13 protein-coding genes and 1 pseudogene are annotated in these 13,419 nt (G+C 67.4%); 6 read left to right on the top strand and 8 right to left on the bottom strand.

The features are described from left to right. Together U9979_RS23090 and U9979_RS23085 are read right to left on the bottom strand one after the other, a co-directional pair. Nucleotides 1–796: CoA transferase (locus U9979_RS23090; RefSeq protein ID WP_322780937.1), on the bottom strand; the 796-nt coding region annotated here is incomplete at its 3' end. A gap of 164 nt (nucleotides 797–960) precedes the next feature. Then, entirely contained in the window at nucleotides 961–1,884 is a 924-nt protein-coding gene (locus U9979_RS23085) for an alpha/beta hydrolase (RefSeq protein ID WP_322780936.1), read from the bottom strand. A 304-nt stretch (nucleotides 1,885–2,188) separates the two neighbouring features. Between U9979_RS23085 and U9979_RS23080 the strand changes: the two genes are divergently transcribed. Further along, nucleotides 2,189–2,818, top strand: a complete 630-nt coding sequence (locus U9979_RS23080) for a hypothetical protein (protein WP_322780935.1) — start codon at nucleotides 2,189–2,191, stop codon at nucleotides 2,816–2,818. A 48-nt stretch (nucleotides 2,819–2,866) separates the two neighbouring features. Here the strand turns inward: U9979_RS23080 and U9979_RS23075 are convergent, their stop codons facing one another. After that, complete coding sequence (locus U9979_RS23075; RefSeq protein WP_322780934.1) at nucleotides 2,867–3,316, bottom strand: NUDIX hydrolase; 450 nt, start codon at nucleotides 3,314–3,316, stop codon at nucleotides 2,867–2,869. 483 nt (nucleotides 3,317–3,799) lie between these two features. On the opposite strand from U9979_RS23075, the gene U9979_RS23070 reads away from it, so the two are divergent. Further along, on the top strand, nucleotides 3,800–5,044 hold the full coding sequence (locus U9979_RS23070; protein WP_322780933.1) for an ATP-binding protein: 1,245 nt from the start codon (nucleotides 3,800–3,802) through the stop codon (nucleotides 5,042–5,044). Nucleotides 5,045–5,091: 47 nt separating this feature from the next. Further along, nucleotides 5,092–5,808: pseudogene (locus tag U9979_RS23065) on the top strand (HsdM family class I SAM-dependent methyltransferase); the annotation flags it as partial. A 3-nt stretch (nucleotides 5,809–5,811) separates the two neighbouring features. Here U9979_RS23065 and U9979_RS23060 read toward each other — a convergent pair. The 4 genes from U9979_RS23060 to U9979_RS23045 all read right to left on the bottom strand — a co-directional run bounded on the left by U9979_RS23060 (nucleotide 5,812) and on the right by U9979_RS23045 (nucleotide 9,044). Then, entirely contained in the window at nucleotides 5,812–7,080 is a 1,269-nt protein-coding gene (locus U9979_RS23060; protein ID WP_322780931.1) for an ATP-binding protein, read from the bottom strand. Between the two features lie 64 nt (nucleotides 7,081–7,144). Then, complete coding sequence (zapE, locus tag U9979_RS23055) at nucleotides 7,145–7,570, bottom strand: AFG1/ZapE family ATPase (RefSeq protein ID WP_322780930.1); 426 nt, start codon at nucleotides 7,568–7,570, stop codon at nucleotides 7,145–7,147. Between the two features lie 119 nt (nucleotides 7,571–7,689). Further along, nucleotides 7,690–8,004 (bottom strand): putative quinol monooxygenase, encoded by a 315-nt coding sequence (locus U9979_RS23050; protein WP_322780929.1) that lies wholly within the window; start codon nucleotides 8,002–8,004, stop codon nucleotides 7,690–7,692. A 29-nt stretch (nucleotides 8,005–8,033) separates the two neighbouring features. Further along, nucleotides 8,034–9,044, bottom strand: coding sequence for an LLM class F420-dependent oxidoreductase (locus U9979_RS23045; RefSeq protein ID WP_322780928.1), 1,011 nt, complete (start codon nucleotides 9,042–9,044; stop codon nucleotides 8,034–8,036). A 342-nt stretch (nucleotides 9,045–9,386) separates the two neighbouring features. On the opposite strand from U9979_RS23045, the gene U9979_RS23040 reads away from it, so the two are divergent. From U9979_RS23040 to U9979_RS23030, 3 genes are all read left to right on the top strand, one after another. After that, nucleotides 9,387–10,190 carry an enoyl-CoA hydratase/isomerase family protein gene (locus U9979_RS23040; RefSeq protein ID WP_322749638.1) on the top strand — a complete coding sequence of 268 codons (804 nt, stop codon included), beginning with the start codon at nucleotides 9,387–9,389 and terminating at the stop codon, nucleotides 10,188–10,190. A 140-nt stretch (nucleotides 10,191–10,330) separates the two neighbouring features. Then, entirely contained in the window at nucleotides 10,331–11,482 is a 1,152-nt protein-coding gene (locus U9979_RS23035; RefSeq protein WP_322780927.1) for a CaiB/BaiF CoA-transferase family protein, read from the top strand. Between the two features lie 102 nt (nucleotides 11,483–11,584). Next, entirely contained in the window at nucleotides 11,585–12,523 is a 939-nt protein-coding gene (locus U9979_RS23030; protein ID WP_322780926.1) for an aldo/keto reductase, read from the top strand. A gap of 119 nt (nucleotides 12,524–12,642) precedes the next feature. Here U9979_RS23030 and U9979_RS23025 read toward each other — a convergent pair. Then, on the bottom strand, nucleotides 12,643–13,419 hold a 777-nt coding region (locus tag U9979_RS23025), incomplete at its 5' end, for an ABC transporter substrate-binding protein (protein WP_322780925.1).

Here is a 13,419-nt window from a genome sequence, read left to right as displayed (position 1 = left end):
AGTCATGGCCCAGCACGCGGGTGAGCGCCTGCGCCTGGTGGGGGAGCTGCGGATTGGCGATGATGAAACGGCCGTCCCTGGTTGCCATCGTGAGGCTGAACCGGCTGGCAGCCAGTGCGCCGCCGCGGGCACTGATGATGACGTGGGGTTCACCGCCGGTGTTCTTCGCGTACTGCCAGTGCATCGTCCCGAAGTAGTCGACCGGGTTGTAACCCTGTACGAGGGTGGCCTCGACGCGCTGTCCGCGTCCGGTCCGCTCGCGGACGATGAGCGCGGCCATGATGCCGCCCAGTGCCATGTGCGCAGCGCCTGTGTTGGCCAGGGGGGCGGCGACGAAGATCGGGCCGGGCCGGAACCCGAACTGTCCCCGGGCGAACGCCCCGGCCTTCGCCGCGACCACGCCCTCGTAACCTTTTAGACGCGCGTACTTCCCGGTGGACCCGAAGCCGTTGACCGAGCAGTAGACCAGCGCCGGGTTGGCCGCGTGCAGGGTCTCGTAGCCGAGATCCCAACCCTGCGCGACGCCCGGCTCGAAGCTCTCGATCAGCACGTCGGCATGGCTGGCGAGCTCGGCCGCCTCGGCCCGGCCCGTGGGGGTGCGCAGGTCGGCGACGAGGCTTTCCTTGCCCCGGTTCCAGACCAGGAAACCGGACGGTGACTGTGTGCGCAGACGGTCGCCCTGCGGTGGCTCGATCTTGAGCACCCGGGCTCCGTTATCGGCGAGGATCATCCCCGCCAGGGACCCGGCAACACTGCCGGCACCCAGCTCGAGCACTGTCAGACCATCGAGGATCATCGATACCGCTTTCCAGGGCCGTGGGTCACACCGACACCAGAGCCCTGTGAGCCGTCCTGATTCCCGCCGTGGGGGAGGAGGCCGGGCGCTCAGCTGCAGGCGCTCCTAATAGGTAACGAATCTAACAGCTTGTGCAGGTCGGGGACAGACCGCGCATCCGGCGGTTACCGGTCGTCGTCCGCGGTACCGAAGACGAAGTCGCTGAGGAGATGGGCAAGCTCGACCGGCCGGTCGCCCTGGACGGAGTGCCCGGCGCCCGCCACGGTCTCGACGCGGGTCGTGGGCTGGCGGCGACGGAACTCGGCCACGTCGTCCTCGGTGACGACGCCGGAGGTCGACCCCAGCACGAGCATCGCCGGTGCCGGCAGCGCGCTGACGTCATCCCACAGTGGCTCGAAGTCCAACATGCCGCCAGGGCCAGGGGGGGCCAGCCGGTCGTACCGCCAGGCCCAGCGGCCGTCCGGGAGCGGGTGGGCGTTGTGCAGGATGCCGCGACGCAGGGAGCTGACCGACCGGGTCGGGTTGTGGCGGACCGTCCGTTCCAGGATCTCCTCGAAGGAGGGGAAGGACTCCGGGCCGTTGACGAACGCCGCGATCGGGGCGCTCTTCGCCAGCGTCACGCTAGGCGTCACGTCGACGACCACAAGCCGGCGGACGAGATGTGGGTGGACGGACGCGAGGCGGATGCCGGTGAGCCCGCCGAGGGACATGCCGATCACACCTGCGGCCTGCGGCGCGAGTTCGCTGATCGCGCCGGCGAGGATCTCGGCGTTGCGGACCGGCCAGTAGTCGCCGTCCGACCGTTTGCCGGAGTGACCGTGCCCCGGCAGGTCGAAGGCCACCAGCGGGCGGTCGCCCAGCGCGAGGGCGACGGTGTCCCAGGTGTGGGCGTTCTGCGCCCCACCGTGGAGGAACACCAGCTCGGCGGGTCCGTCACCCCAGACCAGGGCGCTTATCCGTTCGCCGCCGACATCGACGTTCTCCCGCCGTACCAGCGGCGGACCGGCCCAGGCCAGGCCGGCTTCCGCGGCGTTCTCCTCGAAGAACCCGAACTCGTCGTATTCGGGCAGTTCTATGTCCGCTGTCATGTGGGCCTCCCGAGATGATCTTTTCGTCGAATGCCCACATGCGGTGACCGGAGATCGTGACGGCCCCCGTGGGGACTGGCCTATGCATCCGATACGTTTACAACATATACCTATATCAGGCACGGTCCGGGCTGGGTAGACCGTTGCCTGGTCGTGGTTGGTGACAGGGCCGTGTCCGGTGAAATCCGGACCGAGACTACATTGTGAGTCTGCACAGTTACCGAATGGTCAAAGGGCGCACGATTATCGTTGTGTTCGCGTGCCCGGAGGCCCCAGGGCTCTCCACGGGGGCGGGCTGACGGTCATGGACGCGCGCATCGAAGAGCTGGCCCGCAGGTCGGTGCGGGACACTGACAGCCTGCTCAAGGCCTTCCGCAACAGCGCGGAACTGCGGATCGTCGTCACCGTCGACATGATCGCAACGGGCACGGACGTCCGGCCGCTGGAATGTCTGCTGTTCCTGCGCAATCCGCGCAGCGCCGTACTGTTCGAGCAGATGAAGGGCCGGGGTTCCCGGACCATCGACGGCGACGACTTCCAGGCGGTCACCCCGGACTCGTCCGTCAAGGACCGGTTCGTGCTGGTGGACGCGGTCGGTGTGCTGGAGAGCGAACGGGCTGAGGCGGCCCCGCTCGCGCAGCACACCGAAAAGCAGATCAGCCTGGACAAGCTGCTGCGCAAGATCGGGACGCTGACGATCGACGCGGACGAGGTGTGCACGCTTGCGTCCCGCCTCGCCCGGCTCAATCAGCAGATCACCCCGGACGAGCGGGCCGAGCTCGAACAGCTCGCCGGGGCGCCGCTCACTGCCGTCGTGTCGAGCCTCGCTCGCTGTGCCGACACCGATGCGCTCGACACCGCCCGCAGGGCCGGTCCGGACGCGCAGCGGGCGCTGGTGGAGGATGCCGGAGGCCGGGCGAAGAAGGCGACGTAGAACCTGGACTGCGTGGGAGATGAGCGGGGTCTTGGATAGGGAGCCGGGCTATGCGTCCCGCAGCTCCCGGTATTTACTCAGCACGTCCTTCACGGCATCCGTCGCCGACAGTTCCTCGTTGATCGGCGTCCAGGTGTAGGCGTCGTGCTCCTGCAACTCGATCGGCTCCGGGCTGGTTACGTCCACAGCGAAGTTGAACTGTCGGCTCTTCTTGCCGCTTCCGGACGTGTAATCGAAGCTGCCCAGGTAATCACCGAGCGCATCCACGTCGAGGCCGGTCTCCTCCCTGACCTCGCGGATGAGCGCGGTGTCCAGCGCTTCCCCTGGCTCGACCTTTCCGCTGAGCAACTCGAAAATGCCGCCCATGAAATCATCCTCGGGGCGTTGTAGAAGGAGAACCTTGTCGTCGTGCTGGACGACCGCGCCGACAACGAATTGCTGCACCCCGTCGGCTTCGGCTTCGGCGGCGAGTCGGCGGAGAAGGGACGAGCGATCCATACCATTATCCTCTCAAGTCGTGGTAATGCTCGGTAACTTTGTGGACCGCTTCGGCGCGCAGCTGCGCCAGATGGTGAACGATCGTGGATTATCCCGCACCGCTCGGGCCGTCGATGCTCACGAACATGCCCCGCTCGTTGTTAGAAAAGGGACGGTGTTTCACCGTCGTCCCTTCCTGATGGTTTGTCGCAGAGTTCTTCCAGCGACAGCGGACCTGCCCCGGCAGGTTGGGCGAGGTGGACGAACAGCCGGGCCGTGACCAGTGCGTCACAGGTGGCGCGGTGCGGTGCGGCGCGAGAGTCGGGAAGACCATGCGCGTAGACCCGCCGCCCACCTGGCCGGTAGGTAGGCCGCGAGCGCGTCGAGCAGCCGCACGGCACGGTCTAGGTGCGCTGGATCGCGGTTCGAACGCGTGTTAAATTATCGATGATCTATGTGTAATTTCCATGGTCAACTGTGTGCTAATTCCATGATCGGACATTCGTGCGCGTCTACGTTCCTCGTCTGCTCGACACGGAGTTGCAGGATGTCGTCGCCTCCCACCCAGCCGTCCTCGTCGTCGGCCCTCGGGCGTGCGGCAAGACGACCACGACCCGGCGTGTCTGCCAGTCGATCCTGCGCCTGGACGTCCCGGCGCAGGCCGCGGTCGTACGGGCCGACCCCGACGCGGCGCTGCGCGGGCTCGAGGAGCCCGTCCTGATCGACGAGTGGCAGGTCGTGCCCGACATACTCGGAGCGGTGAAGCGGGCCGTCGACGACGACCCGCGCCCGGGGAGGTTCGTGCTCACCGGATCCTCGCAGGCCGACCTCACCGCCTCGGGCTGGCCCGCGACCGGCAGAATCGTCCGGCTGACGATGTATCCCCTCGTCGGCCGGGAACGCCACGGCGACCCCACCGCGCCCTCACTGATCGACCGGATCCTCGACGGCGGCGCGGACGCGTTCGCGGATCCCCCCACCGGCTGGGACCTGCACGCCTACGTGACCGAGGCACTCACCAGCGGCTGGCCGGAGGCGCTGCGAACCGAGGCCGACCGTGCACGCGACCGCTGGCTGACTGGCTACGTCGACCATCTCGCGACCCGGGAAGCCCCGGCGCTCAGCGTCGCACGAGACCCCCTGCGACTGCGCAGATATCTCCAGGCGATCGCCGCCAACACCGCCGGTGTGCCGACCCACAAGTTGCTCTACGACTCGGCGGGCATCGGACGCGAGGCAGCCGTGGCCTACGACGACCTCCTCGACACCCTTATGATCACTCAGCGGGTCCCTGCCTGGGCGGACAGCCGCACGAACCGCGCGGTTCGGCTGTCCAAGCGATACCTCACCGACCCCGGCCTCCTCGCCCCGTTGCTCCGTATCGACCACCGCCGCGCGCTCCGCGACGGCGACCTGCTCGGACGCATCATCGACACCCTCGTCGCCGCCCAGTTCCGCGCCGAGTGCGCGCTGAGCGTCGTCGGCGCCGACCTATACCACCTGCGCGACGCCAACGGCCGCCGTGAGATCGACCTGCTCCTCGAAGCCCGAGACGGCCAGGTCATCGCCATCGAGGTCAAGGCATCCGCGGCCCCCTCCCACACCGACGCACGACACCTGGAATGGCTTGCGGCGGAGATCGGTCCACGGTTCACCGTCGGACTCCTCGTACACACGGGCCCACGGGTCTTCCAGCTCACAGAGCGCATCCTCGCTGTCCCCGCAGCAAGCCTCTGGTCCTCCCGCTGAGGACGCCGGTGCCGCGGGAACGCCACGGCGACCCCACCGCGCCCTCGCTCGTCGACGGCACGGCCCGGCTTGCCGCCATGAACATGCTGCTGCACGGCATCGGCCAGCCGAACGGGCCGTCCCCGATCGAGGTGGCCGACGCGCTCGCCCGCCCGTCCGGCCTACACCCGAGCGGGATCCTGGCGAACCCGCCGTTCGGCAAGAAGTCATCCATCACAGTGATCGCTGACGACGGCGGCGCCGGGGAGACCGTACGCCGGCGGCTGCTGACCCAGTTCGACGTCCACACACTGCTGCGGCTGCCCACCGGCATCTTCTACGCCGGTGGGGTGAAGGCGAACGTGCTGTTCTTCGACAAGCGGGAGGCGCGGCCGGGGGCGCCGTGGACGTCCAAGCTGTGGGTGTACGACTTCCGGACCGGAGAGCATTTCACCCTCAAGCAGAACCCGCTGCGCCGCGATCATCCTGATGATTTCGTCGGATGTTACCGGCCGGGTGAACCTCGTGCGGACCGGGTGGAGACCGAGCGGTTCCGCCCGTTCAGCTATGACGAGCTGGTCGCTCGGGACAAGGCCAATCTCGACATCACCTGGCTGAAGGATCCGAGCCTTGACGACGCAGACAGTCTGCTGCCGCCCGAGGTGATCACCCGGGAGATCGTCGAGGACCTTCAGGCCGCGCTCGCAGAGTTCGCGGCCATCGCCGACTCCCTCGCCACCCGGGCGCAGCCCCGCGAGACCACGGCGGCAGGGAATCAGGGTTGACGGTTAACGCCACAGCCGGTCCACCGGCAGGACCCAGATCCGGTCATCGGCCTGATAGGCCCGTTCTCCCAGGTACAGGACCGTACCGGCCGTGAACCGCGAACCGAGTTTCTCGCGCAGCAACCGGAGCCCTCGCAGGTCTTCTCCCGGCACCCGGGAGGACGCCTTGACCTCAACCGCCGCGATTGTCCCGTCATCGGTCTCGAGGACCAGGTCGACCTCATGCCCATCGCTGGTCCGGAAGTGCGACGGCTCGACAAACGTCTCCGCCCAGCCAGCCTGTTTGATCACTTCATTGACGACGAACGTCTCCATGATATGTCCGAATTCGGTCAGGGCCGCAGGGTCACGGTTCTCCAGCCGCTGCGCGGTGATCCCCAGTAGATAGGCCCCGAGTCCTGAGTCGACGAGGTGCGCCTTGGGTCTACCGGTGACCCTGCTGTGCAGCGTCCGTCCGAATGCCGGCAACCGATGGACGAGGAAGACCGTTTCCAACAGCTGGACGTAGTCACCGACGACATCCTGTGCCAGTCCCACTGCCCGTCCGATGTCCGCGAGATGGAGTACCTGACCGGTTCGTGCCGCGATCCGGCGAAGGATCATGGGCAATACCCCTCGCTGCCGCACCTTGCGGATCTCCAGGACGTCCCGCTCGACCACGGTTGTCACATAGTCACGGAACCAGCGGTTGCGGGCCGCACCCGCGGGGCGGCGTGCAGCGAGCGGAAAGCCGCCCGCGATGAGCCGCTGTGTGTACTCCTCGCGAGGTGTGGGTTTCCCCTCCACAGTCAGCAACGAGCCGGGGTCGCCGAGGACCTGGTCCACGAACGTCTCCCGGCGACCGTTCAGTTCACCCTGAGACAGCGGCCAGAGAGTCATCACATGGACCCGGCCGGCCAGTGACTGGGACAGGGTCGGCATTGTCAGGTAACGGGTGGACCCGGTGAGAACGAACCTCCCTGGACGCAGGTCGCGGTTGAGTTCGGCCTTCACGGCATCCAGCAGCTCGGGGATGTGCTGGAACTCATCCACGAACACTGGCGATCGCGCTGCCATGAAGAAGACGGGGTCAGCCTCGACAGCCGGCCTCGTGGACAGATCGTCGAGATCGAGGACGGTGGCATCGTGCTGGGTGGCCAACGCGGACAGCAACGTGCTCTTCCCGGACGTGCGAGCACCATTGATCACTATCACCGGTTCGGCGGTCAGGAGCTCTGTCACCACCGGTGTCAGGTTGCGCCGCAGCGCGTCGCCGCCCGACTGTATCACCACTGTGTCACCACCGGTTCACCACGGTGGACTCAGCCTCATGCCTTGCGATGCTAGAGCCCGAACGCTATTTTTGCCAGAACCCGAGCACTTCTGATGCCAGAACCCGATGATCTTTTATGCTGGAACCCGAGCACTCCATTGGGTCGAAGGCGGTGTCGGCACCACGCGGATCCGCACCACGCAGGAGGTCCGTCAGCGGGATGTCGCCGATGAGGCACAGCGCGATGTCCCTGTCGCAGAGAACATCCACGAGGTTGACGAAACGCTGCCGGGCGTCCGGCGAGCACGCTGTCATCCGGCGCAACCCCTCGACAACCCAGACGGTGAAACGGTCCGTCAGCGCGAGCACGTCCAGTGCTGAAACGGGGCCTTCACACAGGTCGCCGACGTTGAACCAGGCGTGGTCGTCCCGAACGGCCAGGGCCGGCAGACCACAGTCCGGTTCGCGATGGGACGAGTGGAAGGTTGACGTACATTGTCGCCCTGACATGCAGGTCTTTCTGACGTCAGGCTTCCACTCGTCGCGCCGTGGGTGCGGTTGCCGATGGGAGCGGACCGGAGCGGACCGGAGCGGACGGGAGCGGAGCTACTTGACCAGTGGCTCCGGGCTCACGTGGGCAGGCCGACGCCGGCCACCGGATTGAGGATGAAGCCCTTGCCCGGCTGCTCCATCAGGGCGTTCAGCCGGCTACCGGCCGCTTTCATGATCGGACCCCTGCCGTGGACCTTGAATGCAGCCTCGTCCGGGTAGAGCTCGTAGAAGGCGAACGAACCCGGCTTGTCGGCGCGCTGGTGGGAGACGTGCATCAGGGCGGCGGGCTCCTCGATCGTCATGGCCGCGCTGATTTCGGCCAGTATTGCGATCGCATCGTCGATCTTTTCCGGTGGAACCGAGAAGGTGAACATGACCGCGAGAGGTGGCATGGGCCGCTTCCTTCTGGGAGCTGCGAGGTTCAGGAGACCTGGAGGGCGGCCACGATGTCTGGCCACAGCTTCTCGTCGGACGTGTACGGAGTGTTGAGGGTGACCCGTGTCATGACGTCGCCGTAGCGCCGGCGGAGCTCGGGCGCGACGTCGTCGGGCTCGCCCACGACGGCGAAGGCGTTGAGGACATCGTCGTCGATGAGGTCGCCCATCTCGTCCCAGGCTCCCCGCTTGGACAGCAGGTTGAGCTGCTCCTGGAGGCTGCCCCAGCCGTGGACCTCCAGGACGGGTCGGTAGGCGGGCGTCGAGGCGTAGAACGCTATCTGCTTGCGGGTACCGCGCGCTGCGTCAGCCAGCGCCTGCTCGTCGTGGCCGGTGACGACGAAGGGTGCTCCGGCGATGGTGAAGCCGTCGAGCGTTCCGTCAGCGGACTCACGTCCGGTCGTCAGCGCCGGGAGCGTCACTTCCCGCAGAAAACGCTCGGTGGTGAAGGGATGGCAGAGAAAGCCGTCGGCGACCTCGCCCGCGACCTTCGTCATGAGCTCGCCGACGCCCGCGAGGAGCACCGGGGGGCGTCCGTGCGGGTTCGGGCCGGGGTTGAAGAACGGTGTCATGAGTGTGTGGGTGTAGAACTCGCCGCGGAAGTTCAGCTCCGCACCGTCGTTCCAGCAGTCCCAGATCGCCCGGATCGCCAGGACGAGCTCGCGCATGCGGGCGGCCGGTCTGGACCACGGCATGCTGAAACGGCGGGTGATGTGGGGTTTGATCTGCGTCCCCAGCCCGAGCAGGAACCGGCCGCCGCTGGCGAGCTGGAGGTCGTTCGCCGCCATCGCCAGGTTCATCGGGCTGCGGGCGAAGGCAACGGCGATGCTCGTGCCGACCTGGATGCGGTCCGTGCCCGCCGCGGCTAGGGCCACGCCGATCAGGGGGTCATGCGCGGTCTCGCCGAGCCAGAGCCCGTCGTAGCCCCGGGCCTGGGCATCCTGCGCCAGGGCTGCCGCTCCGGTCGGATTGAGGATCCCGCCCGCATCGACCTTCACGTGTCCCGTCCCCTCGTCCACCTGGCCACGCCCTGCACGTAGCCACGGCCTGGCTGAGCCGATCTGATCTCTGTCGATCCGACTGGTTGTCGATCAGAATCGGAGGCTATCCCGTTAGAGTTAGACCATCAAACACATTGCACTACCTGAGCGCTGGAGCGTAGCGTCGGCAGCCGCGATCCCGCCGCATCGATCCCCACCCATCCGTTCTGAGGCGTCGGGTCTGACGCGTCGAGTTTGACGCGTCGGTTTGACATGGACGCATTGTCGCCCATGTTGTCGCCGGAGCGCGCAGGTCGTCACCAGGGGCAGGGCCGCCCCGGCTGAAGGAGTGGTGCAGCCTTGGAAACCATCAGTATCGAGGAAGTGGCTCCGCATGTCGCAGTCCTCACCCTCAACCGGCCGGATCGGCTCAACGCGATCACGCTGAAGATGTACGACGAGATCGAGGAGACCGTCGACGCCCTCTCCCGGGACACCTCGACCCGAGTTCTGGTAATCACCGGTGCGGGCCGCGGCTTCTGCTCGGGCCAGGACCTGCGTGACCTCGGCGCCGACCCCGCCGCCTCCGATCTGGGGCGGATCCAGTTCGGGATGGCCTGGCAGGCCCGCGCGTCCCGACTGATCAAGGCCGTTCACGAGCTGCCGCAGGCGGTCATCGCCGCGGTCAACGGCCCGGCCTCCGGCGCGGGGTTGGCCATCGCACTGGCCGCGGACATCCGCCTCGCCGCACGCTCCGCCCGCTTCAACGTCGCCTTCGTCCGGATCGGGCTGTCGGGTGCAGACATGGGCACCAGCTACTTCCTGCCCCGGATCGTCGGGCCGACGGCGGCGGCCGAGATGATGCTGACCGGCCGGCTCATCGACGCGCCGGAGGCCAAGGACAACGGTCTTGTCCTGCGGGTCGTCGACGACGGCACGGTGGTGGACGAGGCGGTGTCGATCGCTTCGGCGATCGTGGCCAACAGTCCGTTCGGAGTCCGGATGACCAAGCAGGTGCTCTGGAACAACATCGACGCCCCGAGTCTCGACGCCGCCATGCAGGTGGAGAACCGCACCCAGATCCTTGCCAGCCTGACCGAGGACTGCCGCGAGGCCGAGGCGGCCTTTCTCACCAAGCGCGCCCCCGTTTTCAGTAACAAGTGAACACGTGACCCGTTATAAGAAGTGATCTGTTACAACAAGTGACGGTTGACAGTGTGACCGTGCCACCTCTGGTGGACGGCACTGACAAGCAGACAAGCAGACAAGCAGACAACCAGACAAGCAGACAAGATGGGCGTGCCATGGTCGAGAAGCAGGTGACCGCATCCGGCGGACCATTGCGTGGGGTACGCGTCGTGGAGCTGGCCGGTCAGGGGCCCGGACCGTTCGCGGCGATGCTGCTCGCCGACATGGGGGCGGACGTCGTCTCGGTGGATCGGTCGCCCGAGACCAGGGTGGAGCTGGCGCCCGCGCTACTCGCCCGCGGCCGGCGGACGGTGACCGTCGACCTGAAGGATCCGGCCGGGGTGGCCGCGGTGCTCGCGCTCACCGACGCCGCGGACGCCTTCATCGAGGGTTACCGTCCAGGCGTGGCCGAGCGGCTCGGTGTCGGCCCCGATGTCTGCCTCGCTCGCAATCCCGGGCTCGTCTACGGGCGGATGACCGGCTGGGGCCAGGACGGCCCCTATGCCCGCAGCGCCGGCCACGACATCAACTACATTGCGCTCGCCGGCGCGTTGGACCCGATCGGTCGGGAGGGTCAGGCACCGGTCCCGCCGCTCAATCTGGTCGGCGACTTCGGCGGCGGCGGAATGCTGCTCGCTTTCGGCGTGATGTGCGCGTTGTTCGAGGCGAAGGCGTCCGGCCTCGGTCAGGTCGTCGACGCGGCGATGGTCGACGGGGCCGCGCTGCTGATGATGATGACGCATGAGATGCGCGCGGCCGGGCAGTGGGACGGCCCGCGGGGCACCAACGTTCTGGACACCGGCGCGCCCTTCTACAACGTCTACGAGACCGCGGACGGCCGTTATGTCGCGGTCGGCGCGATCGAGAACAACTTCTACCGCACGTTGCTGGAGCTGGTCGGCCTCGACCCGGTGGATCCGGCCACGCAGTGGGACAAGGCCGGCTGGCGGCCGATGAAGGCCAGGCTCGCCGAGGTGTTCAGAACACGGACCCGGGACGAGTGGTGCGCGCTGCTGGAACATACCGACGCCTGCTTCGCCCCGGTGCTGTCGATGGACGAGGCGCCCTCGCATCCGCACATCGCCTACCGCGAGACCTTCACCGACAGCGGGGGAGCGGTGCGCCCGGCGCCCGCCCCACGTTTCAGCCGCACACCCGCGTCCACTCCGCCCGGCCCGGTCGAGGCGAGCCTCGATGAGGCGCTGGCCGCCTGGGGCGTGGCTGTCGGCCCATCAGCTGGGCCAGTTCGCCGCGCCGGGCTCGGGTAACGACCCCGGCTGCCCGGCGACGCCGCGTCCCCTATTGCCGGTCGCTCTAAGTGGTCGGCGCCGACCACTAAGTGTTTATAAGCGGATTGCGAAGGAGTGGGAATGCGTACCCGAAGAATCGGCAGCCTGGAGGTATCCGTCGTCGGGTTGGGTTGTAACCAGCTCGGCACCACCTGCGACGAGACCCGGACCGCAGCGATTCTCGACACGGCCGTCGACAACGGCGTGACCTTCCTCGACACCGCTGACGAGTACGGTGCCGGCGCGTCCGAGGAGCTGCTCGGACGTCTGCTGGCCGCACGTCGCGACAAGGTAGTGATCGCGACGAAGTTCGGGTCGACCTACGGCGCGGCGCCCGGTGACGGCGGCGCGAGCCCCCGCTGGATCACGGCAGCCGTCGAGGCGAGCCTGCGGCGGCTGCGTACCGACCGGATCGACCTCTACCAGTTGCATTTCCCCGACCCGACCGTTCCGATCGAGGAGACCCTCGGCGCACTGGACGCGCTCGTCCAGGCGGGCAAGGTCAGGGAGATCGGCTGCGCGAACGTGGGAACGGCCCAGATCGACGAGGCGGCGCGCGCCGCAAAGGACCACGGCCTGCGGCCGTTCGTCAGCGTGCAGAACCGGCTCAACCTGTTGCGGCCGGAGGCGCTCGCCGACACCGTGCCGGCCGCGAGTGCCCATGGTATGGCGTTCCTTCCGTTCTTCCCGCTCGCGTCCGGCGTTCTCACCGGCAAGTACCGCCGGGGGCAGGCTCCGCCCGAAGGTACCCGCCTCGGGGACCATGTAGCCCCTGATGTGGTCGGGAAAATCCTTTCCGACCGCACGCACGATCGTCTCGAGGCCTTCGAGAAGCTGGCCGGCCAGGACGGGCACAGCCTCCTGGAACTGTCGATCGCCTGGCTGATCGCGCAACCGGCGGTGGCGTCTGTCATCGCCGGTGTGACCTCACCCGCGCAGCTTCTCGCCAATGTCGCCGCCGCCGAGTGGGAACTGAGCGAGGACACTGCGGCCGCGGTGTCGGCGCTCACCCACGGCTGAGCTCCGTGGCGCGTCCGGCAGGGGCTCCGGACGGTGCCCGCCTCGGACCTGGGGCGCCAGGGGCGGCGCCGGCCAGGTGCCGGCCCGGTGGGGATTCGGGCCGGGTGGCGTGTGCCCGGTCAGGACGAGTTGCCGCACAGGGGCGCTGTTGACAGCACGTTGAAGTGAGCGCCGTCCGGGCTGACCTGGACGAAGTAGTTACAGGGGTTCTGGCGGACCGCACTGGTGAGGTCGACTGGTGCCAGCAGGCCGCCGGCGGTGTACTGGTTGACCTTGTTGAGTCCGGTGATGAAGCCGTGCCGGGTCGGGCAGCTGCCGGCTGCCTGTACGCCTTGGATGAACATGTCGGCCGCTATCCATCCGTCGAGCGCCATCTGCTGGTTCGGCGGCTGTATCTGCGGAGCGTACTCGATCATCCCCTGTAGAAAGGCTCGGTGTGCCGGGAGGTTGAGCTCAAAGGGCGCAGAGTTGACGGCGATGATACCGCCGGCGAGTTTGGAACCCCATCGGTTGAGCTGGTTGGGGTCGTAGCCGCGCGTCCCGATCCGTACTTTGAGCGGTACGCCGGCCTGCCCGGCCGCGTCAAGAACGGACGCGTACACCTCCGGCGCGGAACTGATGATCAGAGTGTCGGCCTTCAGCCTTTTAATCTCCCGCCCGATGGCGGCGAAATTATCGTTGGGCCCGGAGACGTCGTGGGCATAGACGACATTGATGCCGGACGCGGCCAGGCTTTCGATAACGGCATTTTTCTGCTGTATCGACACCGGGTCGAACTGGACGCCGAGCACGGCTGCGTTGGTGCCACCATGGTCGCGGACAAACCTGGGCCAGGTGGTCTCCGGGAAATAGGTGGTCACGGTGAAGACGTTGTCGTAGCTCGCCTGACCTGCGCT

The organism is Protofrankia sp. Cas4, assembly GCF_963555915.1.
Lineage (GTDB): Bacteria > Actinomycetota > Actinomycetes > Frankiales > Frankiaceae > Protofrankia.
Note: the sequence above shows the minus strand (reverse complement) of the source record. Positions and strands in the feature narration are given on the sequence as shown.

Excerpts from the sequence above, each read along its gene's own strand:
- U9979_RS23085 (WP_322780936.1), bottom strand. The coding sequence starts at position 1,884 with ATGACAGCGGACATAGAACTGCCCGAATACGACGAGTTCGGGTTCTTC.
- U9979_RS23080 (WP_322780935.1), top strand. The coding sequence starts at position 2,189 with ATGGACGCGCGCATCGAAGAGCTGGCCCGCAGGTCGGTGCGGGACACT.
- U9979_RS23075 (WP_322780934.1), bottom strand. The coding sequence starts at position 3,316 with ATGGATCGCTCGTCCCTTCTCCGCCGACTCGCCGCCGAAGCCGAAGCC.
- zapE (WP_322780930.1), bottom strand. The coding sequence starts at position 7,570 with ATGTCAGGGCGACAATGTACGTCAACCTTCCACTCGTCCCATCGCGAA.
- U9979_RS23050 (WP_322780929.1), bottom strand. The coding sequence starts at position 8,004 with ATGCCACCTCTCGCGGTCATGTTCACCTTCTCGGTTCCACCGGAAAAG.
- U9979_RS23035 (WP_322780927.1), top strand. The coding sequence starts at position 10,331 with ATGGTCGAGAAGCAGGTGACCGCATCCGGCGGACCATTGCGTGGGGTA.
- U9979_RS23030 (WP_322780926.1), top strand. The coding sequence starts at position 11,585 with ATGCGTACCCGAAGAATCGGCAGCCTGGAGGTATCCGTCGTCGGGTTG.